Annotated in this window: 19 protein-coding genes and 1 pseudogene; 9 read left to right on the forward strand and 11 right to left on the reverse strand. The window is 61.7% G+C overall.

The window, feature by feature from the left end; all coding sequences use genetic code 11:
- Positions 1–49: 49 nt before the first annotated feature.
- Complete coding sequence (locus AC3IT6_RS25425; RefSeq protein ID WP_489353506.1) at positions 50–826, reverse strand: IclR family transcriptional regulator; 777 nt, start codon at positions 824–826, stop codon at positions 50–52.
- A 174-nt stretch (positions 827–1,000) separates the two neighbouring features.
- Here AC3IT6_RS25425 and AC3IT6_RS25430 point away from each other — a divergent pair, with 174 nt between their 5' ends.
- The 4 genes and pseudogenes from AC3IT6_RS25430 (at position 1,001) to AC3IT6_RS25445 (ending at position 5,073) form a co-directional block, all read left to right on the forward strand.
- Positions 1,001–2,749 carry an FAD-dependent oxidoreductase gene (locus tag AC3IT6_RS25430; protein ID WP_489353507.1) on the forward strand — a complete coding sequence of 583 codons (1,749 nt, stop codon included), beginning with the start codon at positions 1,001–1,003 and terminating at the stop codon, positions 2,747–2,749.
- Positions 2,750–2,795: 46 nt separating this feature from the next.
- A pseudogene (locus AC3IT6_RS25435) lies at positions 2,796–2,993 on the forward strand (aldo/keto reductase); the annotation flags it as partial.
- A 226-nt stretch (positions 2,994–3,219) separates the two neighbouring features.
- Positions 3,220–4,113 carry a KPN_02809 family neutral zinc metallopeptidase gene (gene ypfJ, locus AC3IT6_RS25440; protein WP_223453522.1) on the forward strand — a complete coding sequence of 298 codons (894 nt, stop codon included), beginning with the start codon at positions 3,220–3,222 and terminating at the stop codon, positions 4,111–4,113.
- Complete coding sequence (locus AC3IT6_RS25445) at positions 4,114–5,073, forward strand: alpha/beta hydrolase (RefSeq protein ID WP_489353508.1); 960 nt, start codon at positions 4,114–4,116, stop codon at positions 5,071–5,073.
- Positions 5,074–5,214: 141 nt separating this feature from the next.
- On the opposite strand, the gene AC3IT6_RS25450 is transcribed toward AC3IT6_RS25445, so the two are convergent.
- The 3 genes from AC3IT6_RS25450 to AC3IT6_RS25460 all read right to left on the reverse strand — a co-directional run bounded on the left by AC3IT6_RS25450 (position 5,215) and on the right by AC3IT6_RS25460 (position 7,348).
- Positions 5,215–5,808 carry an HAD family hydrolase gene (locus AC3IT6_RS25450; protein ID WP_095942027.1) on the reverse strand — a complete coding sequence of 198 codons (594 nt, stop codon included), beginning with the start codon at positions 5,806–5,808 and terminating at the stop codon, positions 5,215–5,217.
- Positions 5,805–6,674, reverse strand: a complete 870-nt coding sequence (gene tesB, locus AC3IT6_RS25455) for an acyl-CoA thioesterase II (protein ID WP_046041726.1) — start codon at positions 6,672–6,674, stop codon at positions 5,805–5,807. The genes AC3IT6_RS25450 and tesB overlap by 4 nt, the downstream gene beginning before the upstream one ends.
- 104 nt (positions 6,675–6,778) lie before the next feature.
- Entirely contained in the window at positions 6,779–7,348 is a 570-nt protein-coding gene (locus AC3IT6_RS25460) for a GNAT family N-acetyltransferase (RefSeq protein ID WP_489353509.1), read from the reverse strand.
- Positions 7,349–7,427: 79 nt separating this feature from the next.
- Between AC3IT6_RS25460 and AC3IT6_RS25465 the strand changes: the two genes are divergently transcribed.
- Positions 7,428–8,348, forward strand: coding sequence for a histone deacetylase family protein (locus tag AC3IT6_RS25465; protein ID WP_489353510.1), 921 nt, complete (start codon positions 7,428–7,430; stop codon positions 8,346–8,348).
- A gap of 298 nt (positions 8,349–8,646) precedes the next feature.
- Positions 8,647–9,888: a TIGR03862 family flavoprotein gene (locus tag AC3IT6_RS25470; RefSeq protein WP_489353511.1), complete on the forward strand. Its 1,242-nt coding sequence runs from the start codon at positions 8,647–8,649 to the stop codon at positions 9,886–9,888.
- A gap of 117 nt (positions 9,889–10,005) precedes the next feature.
- Here the strand turns inward: AC3IT6_RS25470 and rhlE1 are convergent, their stop codons facing one another.
- Entirely contained in the window at positions 10,006–11,346 is a 1,341-nt protein-coding gene (gene rhlE1 / locus AC3IT6_RS25475) for an RNA helicase RhlE1 (RefSeq protein ID WP_489353512.1), read from the reverse strand.
- 78 nt (positions 11,347–11,424) lie between these two features.
- The gene (gene yedA, locus AC3IT6_RS25480) at positions 11,425–12,357 is read right to left on the reverse strand and encodes a drug/metabolite exporter YedA (protein WP_095942021.1); all 933 of its coding nucleotides are present in this window, start codon (positions 12,355–12,357) and stop codon (positions 11,425–11,427) included.
- Positions 12,358–12,522: 165 nt separating this feature from the next.
- Between yedA and AC3IT6_RS25485 the strand changes: the two genes are divergently transcribed.
- On the forward strand, positions 12,523–12,975 hold the full coding sequence (locus AC3IT6_RS25485) for an Lrp/AsnC family transcriptional regulator (RefSeq protein ID WP_489353513.1): 453 nt from the start codon (positions 12,523–12,525) through the stop codon (positions 12,973–12,975).
- 131 nt (positions 12,976–13,106) lie between these two features.
- On the opposite strand, the gene AC3IT6_RS25490 is transcribed toward AC3IT6_RS25485, so the two are convergent.
- The 3 genes from AC3IT6_RS25490 to AC3IT6_RS25500 all read right to left on the reverse strand — a co-directional run bounded on the left by AC3IT6_RS25490 (position 13,107) and on the right by AC3IT6_RS25500 (position 15,147).
- A complete protein-coding gene (locus tag AC3IT6_RS25490; protein ID WP_489353514.1) occupies positions 13,107–13,718 on the reverse strand; it encodes a 3'-5' exonuclease in 612 nt (203 codons plus the stop codon).
- Positions 13,719–13,740: 22 nt separating this feature from the next.
- The gene (locus AC3IT6_RS25495; RefSeq protein ID WP_007990686.1) at positions 13,741–14,220 is read right to left on the reverse strand and encodes a LabA-like NYN domain-containing protein; all 480 of its coding nucleotides are present in this window, start codon (positions 14,218–14,220) and stop codon (positions 13,741–13,743) included.
- Positions 14,221–14,340: 120 nt separating this feature from the next.
- Positions 14,341–15,147 carry a DUF2076 domain-containing protein gene (locus AC3IT6_RS25500; RefSeq protein WP_489353515.1) on the reverse strand — a complete coding sequence of 269 codons (807 nt, stop codon included), beginning with the start codon at positions 15,145–15,147 and terminating at the stop codon, positions 14,341–14,343.
- Between the two features lie 178 nt (positions 15,148–15,325).
- On the opposite strand from AC3IT6_RS25500, the gene AC3IT6_RS25505 reads away from it, so the two are divergent.
- Both AC3IT6_RS25505 and AC3IT6_RS25510 read left to right on the forward strand, forming a co-directional pair.
- Positions 15,326–16,000, forward strand: coding sequence for a YciC family protein (locus AC3IT6_RS25505; RefSeq protein WP_353741629.1), 675 nt, complete (start codon positions 15,326–15,328; stop codon positions 15,998–16,000).
- Between the two features lie 66 nt (positions 16,001–16,066).
- Positions 16,067–17,146 (forward strand): endonuclease/exonuclease/phosphatase family protein, encoded by a 1,080-nt coding sequence (locus AC3IT6_RS25510; protein ID WP_489353516.1) that lies wholly within the window; start codon positions 16,067–16,069, stop codon positions 17,144–17,146.
- A 129-nt stretch (positions 17,147–17,275) separates the two neighbouring features.
- Here the strand turns inward: AC3IT6_RS25510 and AC3IT6_RS25515 are convergent, their stop codons facing one another.
- Positions 17,276–18,109, reverse strand: coding sequence for an ABC transporter ATP-binding protein (locus tag AC3IT6_RS25515; RefSeq protein WP_046041715.1), 834 nt, complete (start codon positions 18,107–18,109; stop codon positions 17,276–17,278).
- The gene (locus AC3IT6_RS25520; protein WP_007990681.1) at positions 18,097–18,900 is read right to left on the reverse strand and encodes an ABC transporter permease; all 804 of its coding nucleotides are present in this window, start codon (positions 18,898–18,900) and stop codon (positions 18,097–18,099) included. The genes AC3IT6_RS25515 and AC3IT6_RS25520 overlap by 13 nt, the downstream gene beginning before the upstream one ends.

The following is an 18,900-nucleotide window of genomic DNA, read 5'->3' on the forward strand; positions in this document are numbered from 1 at the left end:
ACACCGCATTCGCGAGCAAGCCCGCTCCCACAGTCGATTTGCACAGGCCTTAGTTGAACAACTCCGAGGCCAGACTCGCCGCCGACAACTCCGCGGTGTAAGCCAGCAACAACGGCGCCAGCTCATGCAGCCGCGCCCCCGGCATCCGTGCGCTCGGCCCGGCAATGCTGAGCACGCCGATCACCCGCCCATCAGCGGGATGGCGCACCACTGCCGCAATCGCCGAAGTGCCGACCGCCGAGCTCTCCTCGACCCAGGCGTAGCCCTGCTCCCGCGCCAGACGCAGGCGTTCGAGCAATTCGATGTTCGAGCGCGGCGCGTTCGGTCCCACATGCTCCGGCACCTGCGCGCCCTGCCGTTCCACCAGCGACAAGGCTTCGGCATCGCTCATGCTCGCCAGCCACGCATGCCCAGAGGCTGTGTAGAACAACGGCGCATCGCGGCCCATGTCCGGGTCGTAACGCAGACCGGAACGCGCACCCTGGGATTTGGCGATCCAGGTCTGACGCTCGCCGTCGATCACCCCGAGACGCACCAGTTCACCGGTTTCCTGAGCCAGGCGGTCAAGCACCGGCTGCACGATGTCGGCTCCGCTGCTCGACAGGTAACGGAAGCCCATCGCCACCAGTTTGGTCGAGAGGTGATAGCGCAAATTATCCGGATTCTGCCGCACATAACCGAGGCGGATCAGCTCGGCCAGCAGGCGATGGGTCGCGCTCTTGGGAATGTCCAGTTGCTCCGCCAGGGTCTGCATCGGCAGGCCACGGGGATCGCTGGTGAGGCTTTCGAGCACACTGAAAACACGTTCGATCTGACTGCCGGCCATGGTCGCTTCCACGCAAATTTGCTCGATTCTAGAAGACAACCGCACGAATGCGAAATCTGGAACTGAGCGTTCGATAACCGCCCGCTTTACGCCCTCCAGGCTTGTTCGGCTTTACCTGATTCTTATATTTTCTGGAACCAGATTCCAAAACAATAAAACACCGGAGTTCAAACAATGCCTGCCGAAGCGCACTTTCTTCCCGACATCGACTGCGATGTGCTGATCGTTGGCTCCGGTGCGGCGGGACTGTCGGCGGCCGTGACCGCCGCGTGGCACGGGCTGAAAGTCATAGTGGTAGAAAAGGACCCGGTGTTCGGCGGCGCCACGGCCTGGTCCGGTGGCTGGGCCTGGGTGCCCTGCAATCCGCTGGCCCGACGCGCAGGCATCGTCGAAGACGTTGAACTGCCGCGCACTTACCTGAAACACGAACTGGGCGAGCGCTTTGATCCGGCGATGATCGACGCTTTCCTGGAAGCCGGCCCGCGGATGGTGTCGTTCTTCGAGCAGCACACCTCGCTGCAATTTTCCGACGGTAACGCCATTGCCGACATTCATGGCGACACGCCCGGGGCAGGTACCGGTGGACGCTCGGTGATTGCCGCCCCTTACGACGCACGAAAAGTCGGCACATTGCTCAAGCGACTGCGCAAAACCATGCGGGAAACTTCGTTCATGGGCATGCCGATCATGGCGGGAGCGGACCTCACGGCATTCCTCAACCTGACCCGTTCACTGTCGGCGGCCTGGCACGTTACGCGGCGTTTCAGCCGCCACCTGTTCGATCTCGTCGTACATGGCCGGGCGATGCAACTGGTCAACGGCGTGGCCTTGGTGGCACGCCTGGCAAAATCCGCCGATGACCTCGGCGTGTTGCTCTGGGAATCCGCGCCCGTGAGCCGATTGCTGCGCGAAAATGATCAGGTACGAGGTGCAGTGGTCAGCACCGCCAAAGGCTCGGCGCGCATCCATGCACACAAGGCCGTGGTGCTCGCCGCAGGTGGCTTCGCCAATGACATCGAACGCTGCAAGGCACTGTTCCCCCGCACACCGACCGGGCATGAACATCTGGCCTTGCCGCCCCTCGGCGTTTGCGGCGATGGCCTGCGCCTGGGCGAAAGTGTCGGTGCCCGGGTCAACAGCCACATGGCGTCCGCCGTCGCCTGGGCGCCGGTTTCGCAAGTGCCGCACAGCGACGGCAGAACGGGACACTTCCCGCACATCATCGAGCGGGGCAAACCAGGCATCATCGGTGTGCTGAGCAACGGCCAGCGCTTCGTCAATGAAGCCAACGGCTACTACGACTACGTCACGGCCATGGTCGCCGCCGCCCCGCCGGGTGAAGAAGTGGCGTCGTGGCTGATCTGCACCCATGGCTTTCAGCGTCGATATGGCCTGGGCATCTCTCGGCCATTTCCGCTGCCGCTGTCATCCTTCATCCGCAGCGGCTATCTGAAAACCGGCAACACCCTTGAGGAATTGGCGGCAGCCTGCGGCATCGACCCGGTTGGCTTGCGCAGCACCGTGTCGGACTACAACCGCCACGCGCGCAACGGCGAAGACCCGCAGTTCGGTCGTGGTTCCACGCCCTACAACCGCAAGCAGGGTGACGCACTGCAACGACCCAACCCATGCGTCGCACCGATCGAGCAAGGCCCGTTCTATGCCGTGAAAGTCCAGCCGGGCTGCTTCGGCACCTTCGCCGGGCTCAAGGTCAACCAACATGCCCAGGTCCTGGACGGCGCGGCGCAACCCATCGCCGGCCTGTACGCGGCGGGCGGCGACATGGCCAGCATCATGGGCGGTCACTACCCCGCTGGCGGCATCAACCTCGGCCCGGCGCTGACCTTCGGCTACATCGCCGCGCGCCATATCGCAGGCGTCACTGCTTATGAAAAGGAGATCGACCATGCAGCACATCGTTAACGCACAGGGTTTGAACATGCCGAAACTCGGCCTCGGCACCTGGCCAATGCTCGAATGGCTGCTCGATCAACCCAACGTGGCCGCGATCCCCAAGGCCAGCAGCGAGTCCAATCAACTGGCCAACCTCGCGGCGCTGGATGTGCGACTGGATGATGAAGGCCGTGCCTTGATTGCCAGCCTGTCCAAACGCGAGCGTCAGGTCAGCCCTGACTTTGCGCCTGTGTGGGATGCATTCGACGAATAATCCGCAAGACCGGCGATCGCCCTCTCGATAAAAACCCATCGCAGGACGGAATTCGACGGGATATCCGTGTTCAATACAAACCTGAAATGTTCTCGGCAGCCTCTCGCGGGGTGCCGGGAATCAGCCTGTGCGCGAAAAAAAGACGGACGACCGGACTGGCGCCGCTCCTACTTGGCAGCAACACTCATCGCACGGAGCTTTACCCGGAACAGAAGAGGATTCCCACATGCTATGGAAAAAAGGCCGACGCAGCGACAACGTGGTCGACGCCCGTGGCGATGATGTTGGCGGCGGTGGCGGCGGCATGCGTTTTGGCGGTGGCAAAGGCCTGAGCCTGACGGCGATCCTCCTGATCGTCGGCATTGGCTGGATCACCGGCCAGGATCCGCTGCAAATCCTCGGACAACTGACCGGGCAAATGGACCAGCAATCGGCACCCGCCACCAACCAGAGTCGCCAGGCACCACCGGTCAATGATGAGAGCGCGGAATTCGTGCGCTCGATCCTCGGCGATACCGAGGACACCTGGGGCGCAATTTTCCAGCAGGCCGGCCGCCAATATAAGGACCCGACCCTGGTGCTGTTCAGCAATCGCGTGAATTCGGCCTGCGGTCTGGCCACCTCGGCGACCGGTCCCTTCTATTGCCCCACCGACCAGAAGGTCTACCTGGACATGGCGTTCTTCCAGGAGATGTCCCAACGCTTTTCCGCCGCGGGCGACTTCGCCCAGGCCTACGTGATCGCTCACGAAGTCGGACACCACGTGCAGACCCTGCTTGGGGTGTCCGCAAAAATTCAGGCAGCACGCCAACAAGGCCGGCAGATGGAAGGCGACGGCGGTTTGCTGGTTCGTCAGGAACTGCAAGCCGATTGCCTGGCCGGCGTCTGGGCCAACAACGCGCAGAAGCGCCTGAACTGGCTGGAACCGGGCGACATCGAAGAAGCATTGAACGCAGCGAACGCCATCGGCGACGATCGTTTGCAGCAACAGGGTCAGGGCCGTGTGGTCCCGGACTCGTTCACCCATGGTACGTCGGCGCAACGGGTGCGCTGGTTCAAAACCGGTTTCGCCCAAGGCCAGGTTGGCCAGTGCGATACCTTTGCGGCGAAAAATCTGTAAATGAAGAAGTGGTTGTTGGTTGTTCTGTTTACTTGCGCAACGTCCCAGGCCGCCGAGCAGGGGGTCAAAGACCTCAGCTCTGGGCGCCTGCTGTTGAAATCAGGTGAAATCGCGGTGGGCATCAGCCCCGCCCCGGCAAAAATCGAACGGGTGCTGATCATCCTCCACGGTCGCTTGCGCAATGCGCAAACCTATCTGCAGAGCGGTGAGCACGCGGCCGAACTGGCCGGGCAAAGCGCAACGACCCTGGTGATCGCCCCGCAATTCCTCAATGAAACCGACGTTGCGGTCCATCCGGTGGCCGACACGGTTTTGCGCTGGCAAGGCAATGAATGGATGGCCGGCGGCGAATCCACGGCACCCTTTCGGCTGAGTTCCTACGCGGCGCTCGACGAAATCATCGCCCGCGTGGGTGACCGTCAGCAGTTTCCGGATGTGAAGCAAATCGTCATCGCCGGGCACTCTGGCGGCGCGCAGGTGGTTCAGCGCTATGCATTGCTCGGTCACGCGCAATCCGACCTCGATGCGGCCGGCGTGCAGGTGCGCTACGTAATCGCCAATCCATCCTCCTACGCTTATTTCGATGAGCGCCGGCCGGTGGCGTTCAGCCACGCCGGTTGCCCAAACTTCAATCGCTGGAAGTACGGGCTGGCGGATTTACCGGCCTACGCCGAAGGGCAAACTGCCGCGCAGTTGCAGGAAAGTTACCTAAAGCGTGAAGTCGTTTATCTGCTGGGGCAGCAGGACATCGATCCGAATCATCCGGCGCTGGATAAAAGCTGTGAGGCCAAGGCGCAAGGGCCGTCTCGATTGGCCCGCGGGCGTTACTACTTCGATTATCTGAAGCGTTTGCAACCGCAGGGGTTGAAGCAGCAACTGATTGAAGTGCCCGGGATCGGGCATGACGGAGACGGGATGTTTACCTCGCCGGAGGGGCAGAAGGCTTTGTTTGGACAATGACTCTTGTAGTGCCTGGGCCTGCCTCTTCGCGAGCAAGCCCGCTCCCACAATGGATCTGAGTGAACACAACATCGTGAACACCACAGAATCATTGTGGGAGCGGGCTTGCTCGCGAAAGCGGTTGACCAGGCAACGGAGCACTCAAGCCAACAGCATCTGCCGCAACTCGACACAATCCGCCGCATGCCAATCGGTCAATTCCGGCCATGGATTATCCGGCAAATTCACCAGCACCGTGCGCGCTCCCGCTGCCCGCCCGCAATCCAGATCAAAACGGTAATCACCCACCATCACCATCTCGCTCGCCGGCACCTTCCACGCTTCGGCCAGTTTCAGCAACCCGCCCGGATGCGGTTTGGGCGGTGCATCATCGCGGCCCAATACATCCTCCAGCGCAAAGCAGTCGGCCAGGCCAATGGCCTCCAGCGTGACATGTGCCAGCTCCCGGGCATTGCGCGTGAGAATGCCCAGGCGATAACCACGCCCGGCCAACTCGCGCACCAGTTCCACCGCACCTGGCGCCGGTTGCGAACCCAGGGCCAGGTCCCGCTCATGCTCCAGCAGCCAGGCATGTTTGGCTGCGGCTTCATCGGCCGGCAGTGCGGCGAGGTGGGTCAGGATGTCGTGTTCGGCAGGGATCGCCAATGCCACGCGAATCGCCGCGAAGTCATGCACGGCCACCGTCAGGGTGCCGTCCATGTCGAACACCCAGTGACGCACGTCGGCCAGGCTCACGCCCAATCCTTGCGGTGACGGATCAAGCCTTCCTGGGTGACCGAGGCCACCAGTTGCCCAGCGCGGTTGAACACGCTGCCACGGGAGAATCCACGGGAGTTGCCGGCCCACGGACTGTCCATCGCGTAGAGCAACCAGTCATCGGCACGCAGGTCCTGGTGGAACCACAGCGCGTGATCGAGGCTGGCGACCTGCATGTCCTTGTGCCAGACCGACTTGCCGTGGGGCTGCATCGAGGTGACCAACAGACCGAAGTCCGATGCATAGGCCAGCAGGTATTTATGCAGCGCCGGCGAATCGGCCAACGCCCCGTCGGCGCGGAACCAGACGTACTTGACCGGATCGGAGGGCAGCGGGTTGTAGGGATCTTTCTCGGTCACCGGGCGGAATTCGATCGGCTTCGGGCACAGCAGTTTTTCGCGCATTTTCTCGGGGATCAGGTGCGCGCGCTGCTGGGTGATTTCCAGTTCCGATGGCAGGTTTTCCGGACCGACCACTTGCGGCATTTCAGTCTGGTGCTGGAAGCCTTCTTCGTCGTACTGGAACGACGCACTGCAGGTGAAGATCGGGTGGCCCTTCTGGATCGCCGTCACCCGACGCGTGCTGAAACTGCCGCCGTCACGCACCCGATCAACCTGATACACCACCGGCAACCCGGCATCGCCCGGACGCAGGAAATAGCCGTGCATCGAATGCACATGGCGCGCCTCTTCCACCGTCTGACTGGCCGCCGACAGCGACTGGCCGAGCACCTGACCACCGAACAGCTGACGAAACCCCAGGTCCTGGCTGCGGCCGCGGAACAGGTTTTCTTCGATCGGTTCCAGGGTCAGCAGGTCGACCAGATCATCCAACACTTGGCTCATTCAGATGCTCCTCACGCAAAACATTGCCGCGCAGCCTTGGCTGCAACGGTCGATTCAGTTTCTGGACTCGGCCCATGAGGGCCATTGTAAACGTCCGTGCCAGGTTATCCATGCAAGGTTTGCAGCCATTGTTCGCGGCTGATGCGATACAGCACATGCCGACGCAACGGATGACCGGTTTCGAGTCGCGGGTGATCGAAGTCATTTTTCGGATCATGGTGCATGCCGATGGCCTGCATGACTTTCTCTGACGGCAGATTGGTTTGCGTCGTGAAGGCCACCACCTCTTTCAGCGGCAAGCGGTCGAACCCGCAGCGCAGAGCGGTCCACGCCGCTTCACTGGCGTAACCGAGGCCCCAGTGCTCGCGGGCCAGGCGCCAGCCGATTTCCGTGGCCGGGGTGAAAGGCGCGTCGAATCCGACCACGTTGAGCCCGGTAAACCCGATGAACTGGCCAGAGTCCTTGCGCTGCAAGGCCCAGAGACCATAACCATGCTCGGCGAAATGACCACGGATTCGCCCGATCAATGATGCGCTTTCCAGCCGGCTCAAGGTTGCCGGGAAATAGCGCATCACCTGCGGATCGGCACACATCGCCGCAAAATCCGCTAAATCTTCATCGCGCCACTGGCGCAACAGCAGCCGAGCGCTTTCAAGTTCCAGTATTGGCTCCATCGTGCCCCGCCCCTCCATTTCAATGTCGCAAGTCTACAACGCTGGTAGGATCCTTCTCTCATTCCTACATGAAATGACCATGCCACTGCCGCTGATTTATCACGAAGACTACAGCCCCGAGTTTCCGGCGGATCACCGCTTCCCGATGGACAAGTTCCGCCTGTTGCGCGATCACCTGGTGGACAGCGGCCTGACCCACGATGCCGACCTGTTGCGCCCGGAGCTGTGTCCGGCAGAGATTCTCGCCCTCGCCCATGACCCTTCGTATATCGAACGCTACATGAGTGGCGAATTGTCCCGCGAAGACCAGCGCCGCCTCGGCCTGCCCTGGAACGAAGCCCTGGCCCGGCGTACGGTGCGGGCGGTCGGTGGCTCGTTGCTGGCGGCCGAGCAGGCGCTGGAGCATGGTCTGGCCTGCCACCTGGCGGGCGGCACCCACCATGCGCACTACGATTACCCGGCCGGCTTCTGCATCTTCAATGACCTGGCGGTGATCAGTCATTACCTGCTGGAAAGTGGTCGGGTGAATCGGGTGCTGATCTTCGATTGCGATGTGCATCAGGGCGACGGGACCGCACGAATACTGCACAACACTCCGGAGGCGGTGACCGTTTCCCTGCACTGCGAGAAGAACTTTCCTGCGCGCAAGGCCGAAAGTGACTGGGACATTCCGCTGCCCAACGGCATGGGCGATGCCGATTACCTGAAGGTGGTGGACGATGCACTCAACTACCTGCTGCCGCTCTACCAACCGGACCTGGTGCTGTATGACGCCGGTGTCGATGTGCATAAGGACGACGCCCTGGGTTATCTGAAGCTGACAGACGAAGGCGTCGCCGCCCGCGATGAAAGCGTGATGCGCCATTGCCTTGGCCGCGACATTCCGCTGGTCGGGGTAATCGGCGGCGGCTACAGCAAGGACCGCCAGGCCCTGGCCCGCCGTCACGGCATCCTCCATCACAGCGCGCAGCGCGTCTGGCAGTCATCAGGTTGTCACTGAGCTGTGGATGCTTTACCCACAATGCCTGTGGAACTGCCTGTGGATAACCTGAGTGAAAGGGCCTGCAGCCCATGCTGTGTATAGGCTATAGAGCGGTGGTTGTTTTTTAACCAGCAGTTGTAAACACCACAAACCAAATGTGGGAGCGGGCTTGCTCGCGAAGGCTGTTTAACATTCAACATCAATGTCGACTGACAAACCGCTTTCGCGAGCAAGTCGAATCGTCGCACCGCCGCTCCCACAGGGATTCGGGCTGCTAGAATGCCCGGCTTAAATCCGCCAGACCGCAGCCCTCACCATGACCCAGCCCTCGAACTCCTCCCCTTCCCGCGTCGCCATCATCGGCGGCGGCCCCGCCGGCCTCATGGCGGCAGAAGTGTTGAGCCAGGCCGGGATCAAGGTCGACCTGTACGACGGCATGCCCTCGGTCGGACGAAAGTTCCTGCTGGCCGGTGTCGGCGGCATGAACATCACGCACTCCGAGGCCTACCCGGCGTTTCTCTCACGCTACGCCGAACGCGCCCCGCAGATCGCGCCGCTACTGCGCAGCTTCGGCGCCGAAGCGTTGTGCCAGTGGATTCATGACCTGGGCATCGAAACTTTCGTCGGCAGTTCCGGCCGGGTATTCCCCACCGACATGAAGGCCGCACCGCTGCTGCGCGCCTGGCTCAAGCGCCTGCGCGACAGCGGCGTAGTTATCCACACCCGCCACCGCTGGCTCGGCTGGGACCAGCGTGGCGGATTGCGCATCGACAGCCCGGAAGGCGAAAAAACCGTGCAAGCCGATGCTACCCTGCTCGCCCTCGGTGGCGGCAGTTGGTCGCGACTGGGCTCGGACGGCGCGTGGATGCTGGCACTGGAGCAACACGGCGTAGGACTGGCGCCGTTGCAACCCAGTAATTGCGGCTTCGAGGTGCAGGCCTGGAGCGAGTTGATGGTCAGCAAATTCGCCGGCGCGCCACTGAAAAACATCGCCATCGGCCTTAACGACGACGTTCCGCGACTCGGCGAATGTGTGATTACCGCCACCGGGATCGAAGGCAGTTTGATCTACGCCCTGTCGGCGCCAATCCGCGAGGCGATCAACCAGCACGGCTCGGCAACCATTCATCTGGACCTGTTGCCCGGCCGGCCTGTGGATAAAGTTCAAGCGGCGTTGAGCAAGCCCCGGGGATCGCGCTCCATGGCCAAGCACCTGCACAGTCAGTTGGGCATCGATGGCGTGAAAGCGGCGCTGTTACGCGAATTGACGCCTGCCGAAGCGTTTACCGACCCGAGCCTGCTGGCCAAATCGATCAAGGCATTGCCACTGACACTGGTGAAAACCCGCCCACTGGACGAGGCCATCAGCAGCGCTGGCGGGGTGTTGTTCGAGGCGATGGATGAGCGATTGATGCTCAAGCAATTGCCTGGCGTGTTCTGCGCCGGGGAAATGCTCGATTGGGAAGCGCCGACCGGCGGCTATCTGCTGACCGCGTGTTTCGCCAGCGGGCGGGCGGCGGGGTTGGGGATGGTGGAGTGGTTGCAGCGCAAAGGCTGAAGACCGCGGCGCGCCCTTCGCGAGCAAGCCCGCTCCCACATTGGATTTGTGCACAACACAAATCCAATGTGGGAGCGGGCTTGCTCGCGAAGGCGGCCTAACAGACGCAGGGAAAAATCAAGGCTTGCGCTTACGCGGCCCAGTATTGAACACCGGCACCTTGCGCACAGGCTTGATCGAAGGCTCCGCCGGCGCAACCTCTCCGCTATCAACCCACCGACCCAGATTGCGTTTACCACCGCCACCACCGGAAGCCTTGGGCTTCTTCGGTTTTTTCGGCTTCTTGACGACCTGGCCACTGGCATCGGTGTCCGGCACGCGGTGCTCGGGCTCGAAGTCCGGCTCGTTCTGCCGCTTCAAGGTCTGGCGGGTCAGCATCTCGATGGCCGACAGCAGATTCACTTCATCGGCGCAGACCAGGGAAATCGCCTCGCCGGTCGAACCCGCGCGACCGGTACGACCGATGCGGTGGATGTAATCCTCGGCCACGATTGGCAAGTCGAAGTTGACCACCAACGGCAGGTCTTCGATGTCCAGGCCACGGGCCGCCACATCGGTGGCGACCAGAATCTGCACTTCGCTCGCCTTGAAACGATCCAGTGCGCGCTGACGAGTCGCCTGGGGTTTGTCGCCGTGAATTCCGTCGGCATTGATGCCCAGGCCCTGGAGTTTATCCACCAGCGCATCCACGCCGTTGCGGGTCTTGGCGAACACCAGCACCTGTTTCCACTTGCCCTTGCGCATCAGGTGCACGAACAGTTCCGGCTTGCGCTTCTTGTCCACCGTCACGATCCATTGCTTGACGGTATTGGCCGCGACGTTGCGCGGGCTGACTTCGATGGTCAACGGGTCGTTGAGCATCTGCCCGGCCAGCAGGCGGATGTCATCGGAGAAGGTGGCGGAGAACAGCAACGTCTGACGTCTCGAAGGCAGCGCGCGGTAAATGTTCGCCAGTTCTTCGGAAAAGCCCAGGTCGAGCATGCGGTCGGCTTCGTCCAGCACCAGGGTCTGCAGCTGGTTGAACTTCAGCGCGTTCTGGCGGAACAGGTCGAGCAAGCGGCCCGGGGTCGCCACCAACAGATCGACACCGCTGCGCAGCTTCATCATCTGCGGGTTGATGCTGACGCCGCCGTATACGGCATAGGTGCGCAACGGCAGGTTCTCGGCGTACTGGCGCACGGCTTCGTGAACCTGCTCGGCCAGTTCGCGGGTCGGCACCAGGATCAGCGCGCGGACCGAGTTGGCGGTGACTTTCGGCCCTTCCATAGCCAGCAGTTGCAACAGCGGCAGGGCGAAACCGGCGGTCTTGCCGGTGCCGGTCTGGGCGGCGGCCATCAGGTCACGACCGGCCAGCACCGCCGGAATGGCTTGCGCCTGAACCGGCGTCGGAGTCTGGTAGCCGAGCGTCTCGAGGGAGCGCAGCAAGGGTTCGATCAGGCCAAGGGTGGCGAAAGTCATGGGAGTACCGTAGGAAAATTCAGCGCGGGTTGTTCAAAACAAGTGTGCAAAACAAGATGCAATGGCGCGCAGTTTACCCTAATTCACACGGGATTCTGTCGGTACTGCCGTCGTTACCACTGGCCGCTCTGGCGTGCGACGCCATTGTGGCAAGCCGATCAACACCACGGCACTGATGATCACCGCCATCGCCAGGGCTTCCTCGATACCGATGGTCTCGCCGACGAACACGATACCCAGCAACACCGCCACCGCCGGGTTGACGTAGGCATAGCTTGTGGCAGCGGCCGGACGCACGTGTTTCAGCAGGTACATGTAGGCGTTGAAGGCGATGATCGAACCGAACACCGTCAGGTAAGCCAACGCGGCCCAGCCTTCGATCGGCGGCACCTTTTCCAGGTGCTCACCGCTGACCGCGCTGGCGATCAACAACACGACGCCGCCCACCAGCATCTCCACAGCACTGGCCATTGCGCCTTGAGGCAACGGCAAATGTTTGCTCCACACCGAACCAAAGGCCCAGGTTGCCGCCGCGAATATCAGCAACGCCGCGCCCAACGGGCTCGATTGCAGGTTGGAACCGAGGTTGAGCATGCCAATGCCGATCAGCCCGAGCACGATCCCGGCCCATTCCAGACGGGTATTACGAGCACCCCAGAAATACCCACAGAGCAAGGTAAACAGCGGCACCGTCGCCACCGCCAAAGCGGCCACCCCGGAAGCCACGCCCGTGTGTTCGGCCACGCTCACCGCGCCGTTGCCGCACGCCAGCAACAAAATCCCGATGATCCCGGCGGCTTTCCACTGCGCCCAGGTCGGTGCCGGCGCCCCGCGCCAGCGCAGGAAGGCATACATCAAGGTTCCGGCGATCACGAAGCGGATGCCCGCAAGCAACAACGGCGGCCAGGACTCCACGCCGATGCGGATCACCAGGTAGGTCGAGCCCCAAATCACATACAAGGCGAAGAAGGCAGCGATCAAGGGTAAGGGAAAGCGACGAAGGCCGGACATGGGGGCAGCTCACAGGCAAGGACAAGTGAACGGCTATTCTAGAAAGGCCAGCGTCGAAAAATAAGTTACAAAACCTGTTTAAAGCGCCAGTACACTTTTCAAAACACGGAGTTCAGCGCTATAAACCGTGTTTTCGAAAGTCAGCGATTTTCAGGAGTCACCCCGATGGATAAGTACGACCGCATGCTGCTCAGCGCCCTGCTGGAAAACGGGCGCGCGTCCTACGCGGACCTGGCGCGCAAGGTCAACCTGTCCGCCCCGGCCGTGGCCGAGCGCGTGGCCAAGCTCGAAGCCAGCGGCGTGATCACCGGCTATCAGGCAAAGGTCGACATGGCCAAGCTCGGCCTGCCGATCCAGTGCGTGATCGAACTGCGCCTGAACCAGCACGGCAACCAGAAAGCCTACGACGACCTGATCAGAATCCCGCAATTGACCGAATGCCATCGGGTGACCGGCGACCCGTGCGTGATCATGCAAGCGGCAGTGGGTTCGATGCCGGAGCTGGAAGAGCTGATCAACCGGATCGCCACGTTCGGGTTCAGCAAGACGTCGATTGTGTTGTCGAGTGCGATAGAGAAGCGCGTGCCGTTGGGGCATATCGAAGGCAATGGCAAATAAACCCAAGACCACAGCAGATCAAAATGTGGGAGCGGGCTTGCTCGCGAAAGCGGTGTGTCATTCAACATTGATGTTGACTGAACTGGCGCTTTCGCGAGCAAGCCCGCTCCCACAGGGGATTTGTGTTGCCGTCAGAAGCCGCGATAGCGCTTGAGGTGCTCGCCCACTTTCGCCGCCGGAACCTTCTGCAACTTGCACAACAAATCATGGGACAACTCGCGCAAGCCATGCTTCTGGCGCAACTCATCGGCCAGATGCGCCGTCAGGTTGGCCGCCATTTCGGCATCGGCCATGGCCCGGTGGGCCTTGCCGGTGTGGGGCAGGTTGGCAAACGTGGTGAGGGTGCCGAGCTTGTGGTTCGGCGCGGCGGGCATCAGGCGGCGGGCCAGCAGCAGTGAGCAGGCAAAGTTCTGCAAGCGGGTGCGTTTGATTCGCCCGAGCTCGAAGTCCCAGAACTTCTGGTCGAACGCGGCATTGTGCGCGAGCAACGGGGTGCAGCCGACGAATTCATTCACTTCGTTCATCACCTGCTCCGCCGACGGCGCGGTGCGCAGCATGGCGTTGCTGATGCCGGTGAGTTGCTCGATGAAGGCCGGGACGCGCACACCGGCGTTCATCAGGCTTTGGTAACGCTCGACGATGCGCCCCTGTTCAAGGATCACCACGGCGATTTCCGTGGCCCGGCAGCTGCTGCTCGGGGAGATCCCGGTGGTTTCAAAGTCGATGACTGCTATGCGTTCCAAACCTGGTTCAACTCCGTAAAAATCAATTCTTGAGCAGCAACGCGCCTTCGATCGGCACGTAGCGGCTGGCGGCGCGGATCAGCGAGTTGGCGGTAAGGCCCGGCACGCCATAGGCCACCGCTTGCACCCCGTGCTTGCTGATGATGCGTTCGAGCAGCATGTCGAAATCACCGTCGCCGGAGGCCAGGACGATTTCATCGACATGATCGGCGGCATCCATGATGTCGAGGGTAATGCCCACGTCCCAGTCGCCCTTGGCCGAACCATCGCTGCGCTGGATGTACGGCTTGAGCTTCACGGTGAAACCGAGGTTACGCAGGATCTGCTGGAACTGCTGCTGTTTGCTGTCGCCACGGTCGATGGCGTAGGCGTAGGCTTCGACGATCTCGCCCTGTTTGCTGATGTCAGCCCACAGTGCGGCGTAGTTGAAGTGGCAACCATAAGCCTGACGCACGGTGTAGTAGAGGTTCTGGACATCGGCGAACACTGCGATTTTTTTCACCGGCTTTCCTCGAGGCTGAATCAGGCACCAGGCCCGAAAAGTCGCCCAGTATGCCAGCCCGAAGGATTGTTCCGCGAATAATCGGCCCGGAGCACGGTTGCGCTCCGGACGAATGGCGTGTCAGACGAAGGAATCGTCGTCGCCGCCGAAGAACGATGAGCTGTCATCGCTGTAGTCGGCGTCGCTGAACCCGCCCTGATCATTGCTCCAGGAATCGTTACCGGCCATGCGCTGGTCATCGCCCCAGCCATTGTTGCCCTGGTCGCTGACTTGGGCCGGCTCTTCCTTGATGACTTCGACGACTTCCGGTTGCTGATTGTGATGGAACAAGCTGCTGATGCCTTGTGCCAGCATCACGCCACCCGCCACGCCGGCGGCGGTTTTCAGCGCACCACCGAGGAAACTGCTGCCGGCCGCTGCCGGAGCCTGTTGCTGGGGTGCATAGCCCTGTTGTGGAAAGTTTTGCGGCGGCGCGCCGAAGTTCTGCTGTGGCGGTTGCGAACTGAACGACGAACGTCCCGGTTCACGCCAGCCACCGTTCGATGCTGGTGCGCTCTGGGTTGGCGCGGGCTGTGGCTCACGAGAGCCGCCGCCAAAGATGCTCGACAAAAAGCCACCGCTACTCGGCGCAGGAGCCGGAGCCGGAGCCGGAGCCGGAGCCGGAGTCGCCTGAGCCTTGGCCTGTTGCAGTTCGGCCTGCAATTGCTCGACTTGCTGGGTCAGTTGTTTGTTTTGCTCATCGAGGCTCTTGATCGCCGCCTCTTGCACCAGAATCGCCTGGGTCATGAAATAGCCTGCCGCGGGCTGGCGCGTCAGGTGTTCCTTGATCCGCGCCTCGGCCTGGGCGTCGCGCGGGGCTGAGTCCGTTTCGGCCTGTTGCAGCCGGGAAAACAGTCCATCGATCAGGGTTTGTTCTTCGCTGTTCATGGCGACCTCGTAGATTGCCGGGAAAATCGTTGCCTTTATCCAATGAGGATAAGGTGCTCGACCTTAATGGAGGCTGAAACAAGATGTTTCAATGTCCTTTACCGAACGTTTACGTTTGCGTCCCCCGGCGCTTGATCGGTTAAAGTGAGCCACTGCTTCCAACCTGCGATACCAACTGATGAATCCGTTAGATGTGCTGCGTGACTCCCTGTATTTCTTCAAGCGCAATCTGCGCCAGATCGTGCAGCTGTGCCTGCCGCTGGTGATGCTTGAGGCACTGCTGCAACAAGTGGTCGACCATTCCACCGAGCCGGACAGTTTCCCCGGCATCAGCGTGATTGTCGGCTTGCTGGTGTACCCGCTGTACACCGCCGCGCTGATTCTGTTTCTCGATGCTCGCAGCCGCGGCGAATCGCCGAGCAACCGCGAGCTGCTGTCTAGGTCCGCCTACCTGTGGCCGCGCTTCGCCCTGCTGACGGCGCTCAATACCGTGCTGATTCTGCTGGGCCTGTCGCTGTATTTCCTGCCGGGTATCTACCTGATGGTGACCCTGGCGTTTGGCGAATACCTGCTGGTGTTGCGCGGCCTGGCGCCGCTGGCGGCCATGAAGGAAAGCCTGCGCATGACCCAAGGGCATTTCTTGCGCATCCTGCTGTGCATTCTGTGTGTGATGGGGCCGTTGTGGCTGCTCAAAGGCGTGACGCTGGCGGCGTACCCGGAACCTCAGAACCCGGTGGTTTCAGTGCTGATCGACAGCGCCCACAGTTTCCTGCAGCTGTTTACCAGCGTGGTGCTGTTCCGGTTGTTCATGCTGATCAACCCGTTGCCTGAGAGAAATGACAGCTCGCTCTGACCTTGGGCACGACCATCGCTCTCGGGTATGCTCGGCAATAATCCTGTAACGCTAATAAGTCGAGCCATGACCCGTCTACTGCGCTACACCCTGCTGGGCCTGCTGATCGTGACCGGCCTGATCACCGTGATGATCTACAGCCTGACCTGGCGCCCCGATGCCAAAGAAGTGTCGCCAGTCAGTTGCAGTGCCCAGGCCCCCTCCCTGGTCCCCGGGCAGGCGTTGAAGGTGATGACCTGGAACGTCCAGTACCTGGCCGGTAAGCGCTACGTATTCTGGAATGACCTGGCCGCCGGTACCGACGAGCGCCCCACAGCGGAAGACATGGCCTTCAGCCTCGACGAAGTGGCGCGGGTGATTCGCGACGAACAGCCGGACATCGTGCTGTTGCAGGAACTGGACGACGGCGCCAAGGCCAGCGATTACCAGCACCAGTTCAAACTGCTGCAAGAACGCCTCGCCGACTTGTATCCGTGTGGCACCAGCGCGTTCGACTGGAAGGCCGACTTCGTGCCGAACCCGCAGATTTTCGGCAGTGTCGGCCGGCAACTGGCAACCCTGAGCCGTTACCAGATCGAACATGCCGAACGGCTACAACTGCCCATCACGTCGGGCAATCCGCTCAGCCGTCAATTCAAACCCAAAGACGCCTTGCTGGTGAGTTATTTGCCGTTGAGTGATGGCGGGCAAATAGCGGTGCTCAATACTCATCTGGACCGTGCCAATCGAGCCGACAACACCTTGCAGAACCAGGTGAACGCCGTGGCCAGGGCCCTCGATAAACTCGAAAGCCGTGGCACGCCGTGGCTGATTGGTGGGGATTTCAACCTGTTGCCGCTGGGCCAGTATCGACGCCTGTCCGAAGCGCAACGCGCGCCCTACTCCGTCGACAGCCCGTTGCACTTGCTGTGGGACAAATACCCGATGATCCCGACCAACAACGAAGCCAGTGGTATCGACCGCGAACGCTGGCTGACCCATTACCCGAACGATCCCGGGCTGAACGGCCCGGACCGGACTGTCGACTACCTGTTCTACAGCCCGAGGATCAAACGGGTCGAGGCGATGGTGCGACAGGATGATACGTTGCGTATCTCCGATCACCTGCCGGTGATTGCGCGGTTCCTGTTGCCGGCCGCTCCCTGACACCGAGGCAACACAATACCTGTGGGAGCGGGCTTGCTCGCGAAGAGGCCAGTACATCCGACATCAATGTTGTCTGATACACCGTTTTCGCGAGCAAGCCCGCTCCCACAGGGTCTGTGCAAACCTGGCTTAATGCACCTCCTCCAGATCATCATGCAGCAGCCCGAAGATCTCGCGCTTCATCTCGATGAACGAGCGCTCCATGACCATGTCCAGGTTGCGTGGACGCTCGATCGGCACATCCAGGATCTGCTTGATCCGCCCCGGTCTGGCGCCCATCACATACACCCGGTCACCCAGCAGAATCGCCTCGTCGATGTCGTGGGTCACGAACAACACGGTCTTCTTGCTGTTGCCCCACACCCGCAGTAGCAACTGCTGCATTTGCAGGCGCGTCTGGCTGTCGAGGGCGCCGAAGGGTTCGTCCATCAGCAGGATCTGCGGGTCATTGGCCAGTGCCCGGGCAATGGCGACGCGCTGCATCATGCCGCCGGACAACTGCTTGGCGTAGTTGTCGGCAAAGCCGCTCAGGCCCACCTCGTTGACGTAGTAATCGACGATGTCCTTGCGTTGCGCCGCCGGCATGCCGCGCCGCTTGAGGCCGAACTCGACGTTCTGCCGCACCGTCAGCCACGGGAACAACGTGTAGCTCTGGAACACCATGCCGCGGTCCGCACCGGGGCCTTCCACCTGTTGGCCGCCGACGTAAATCTCGCCCGAGGTCGGTTCGGCCAGGCCGGCGGTGAGGTACAGCAGGCTCGACTTGCCGCAACCCGAAGGTCCGACCAGTACGGCGAATTGCTGGTCCGGCACCTCGAACGACACTTCCTCCAACGCGGTAAAAGTACCGCCATCGGGTTTCTTGTAACTCAGGCTGACCTTGTCCACCTTCAGCCGAGGCGCGTTCACCGGGGCAGCATGAGGGGCGGTAAAACGATGAGTGGCGGCGGTTACTGAGCCCATGCGGTGATCCTCAGACGTAGGAAACGAAACAGTTGATCGGTGACCAGGCCCAGCAGACCGATGATCGCGATGGCGAGGAAAATCACATCCACCTGGAAGCCACGCATGGCCTTGAGGCTCAGGTATCCCAGGCCACTGGAAGCGGCGACCAGTTCAGCCACCACCAGGTAGGTCCAGGCCCAGCCCATGGTCACGCGCAGGGTGTCGAGCACGCCGGGTAGCGAAGCCGGAGCGATCACGTGCAACACCGCATCGCGGCGGTTCGAACCCAAGGTGTAGGAGGCGTTGATCAGGTCCTTGGAGATGCCTTTGGACACATCCGCGATCATCACCAGTTGCTGGAAGAACACGCCGAAGATGATCACCGACACCCGCTGCTCCAGACCGATGCCGATCCACAGGATGAACAGCGGCACGAACGAGGTCACCGGCAGGTAGCGAATGAAATTCACCAGCGGCTCAAGGAAGGCCTGGACGATGCGGAAGCTGCCCATCAACAGCCCCAACGGCACCGCCACCAGGGACGACACGATGAAACCGACCATCACCACTTCGACGCTGGCCCACACATGCTGGCCGAGGGTGCCGTCGCGCCCCAGGCGTACGGCGGCCTCGACCACCGCGCCCGGCGTCGGCAGGAACATGCCCGGCACCACGCCACCGTAGGACAAGCCGGCCCACAGGCCGACCAACAGCACCCAGGCCAGGCCGCTCGCGCTCCAGATCACCGAGACCGGCAAACCGGTCTTGGGCGTGATGCAGCGGCTCAGCCATGAATTGCGCTTGAACAT

Source organism: Pseudomonas sp. KH_017 (genome assembly GCF_057840285.1).

Coding starts and splice junctions, on each gene's coding strand:
- AC3IT6_RS25425 (WP_489353506.1), bottom strand. CDS start 826: ATGGCCGGCAGTCAGATCGAACGTGTTTTCAGTGTGCTCGAAAGCCTC.
- AC3IT6_RS25430 (WP_489353507.1), top strand. CDS start 1,001: ATGCCTGCCGAAGCGCACTTTCTTCCCGACATCGACTGCGATGTGCTG.
- ypfJ (WP_223453522.1), top strand. CDS start 3,220: ATGCTATGGAAAAAAGGCCGACGCAGCGACAACGTGGTCGACGCCCGT.
- AC3IT6_RS25445 (WP_489353508.1), top strand. CDS start 4,114: ATGAAGAAGTGGTTGTTGGTTGTTCTGTTTACTTGCGCAACGTCCCAG.
- tesB (WP_046041726.1), bottom strand. CDS start 6,674: ATGAGCCAAGTGTTGGATGATCTGGTCGACCTGCTGACCCTGGAACCG.
- AC3IT6_RS25460 (WP_489353509.1), bottom strand. CDS start 7,348: ATGGAGCCAATACTGGAACTTGAAAGCGCTCGGCTGCTGTTGCGCCAG.
- AC3IT6_RS25465 (WP_489353510.1), top strand. CDS start 7,428: ATGCCACTGCCGCTGATTTATCACGAAGACTACAGCCCCGAGTTTCCG.
- AC3IT6_RS25470 (WP_489353511.1), top strand. CDS start 8,647: ATGACCCAGCCCTCGAACTCCTCCCCTTCCCGCGTCGCCATCATCGGC.
- rhlE1 (WP_489353512.1), bottom strand. CDS start 11,346: ATGACTTTCGCCACCCTTGGCCTGATCGAACCCTTGCTGCGCTCCCTC.
- yedA (WP_095942021.1), bottom strand. CDS start 12,357: ATGTCCGGCCTTCGTCGCTTTCCCTTACCCTTGATCGCTGCCTTCTTC.
- AC3IT6_RS25485 (WP_489353513.1), top strand. CDS start 12,523: ATGGATAAGTACGACCGCATGCTGCTCAGCGCCCTGCTGGAAAACGGG.
- AC3IT6_RS25500 (WP_489353515.1), bottom strand. CDS start 15,147: ATGAACAGCGAAGAACAAACCCTGATCGATGGACTGTTTTCCCGGCTG.
- AC3IT6_RS25505 (WP_353741629.1), top strand. CDS start 15,326: ATGAATCCGTTAGATGTGCTGCGTGACTCCCTGTATTTCTTCAAGCGC.
- AC3IT6_RS25510 (WP_489353516.1), top strand. CDS start 16,067: ATGACCCGTCTACTGCGCTACACCCTGCTGGGCCTGCTGATCGTGACC.
- AC3IT6_RS25515 (WP_046041715.1), bottom strand. CDS start 18,109: ATGGGCTCAGTAACCGCCGCCACTCATCGTTTTACCGCCCCTCATGCT.
- AC3IT6_RS25520 (WP_007990681.1), bottom strand. CDS start 18,900: ATGTTCAAGCGCAATTCATGGCTGAGCCGCTGCATCACGCCCAAGACC.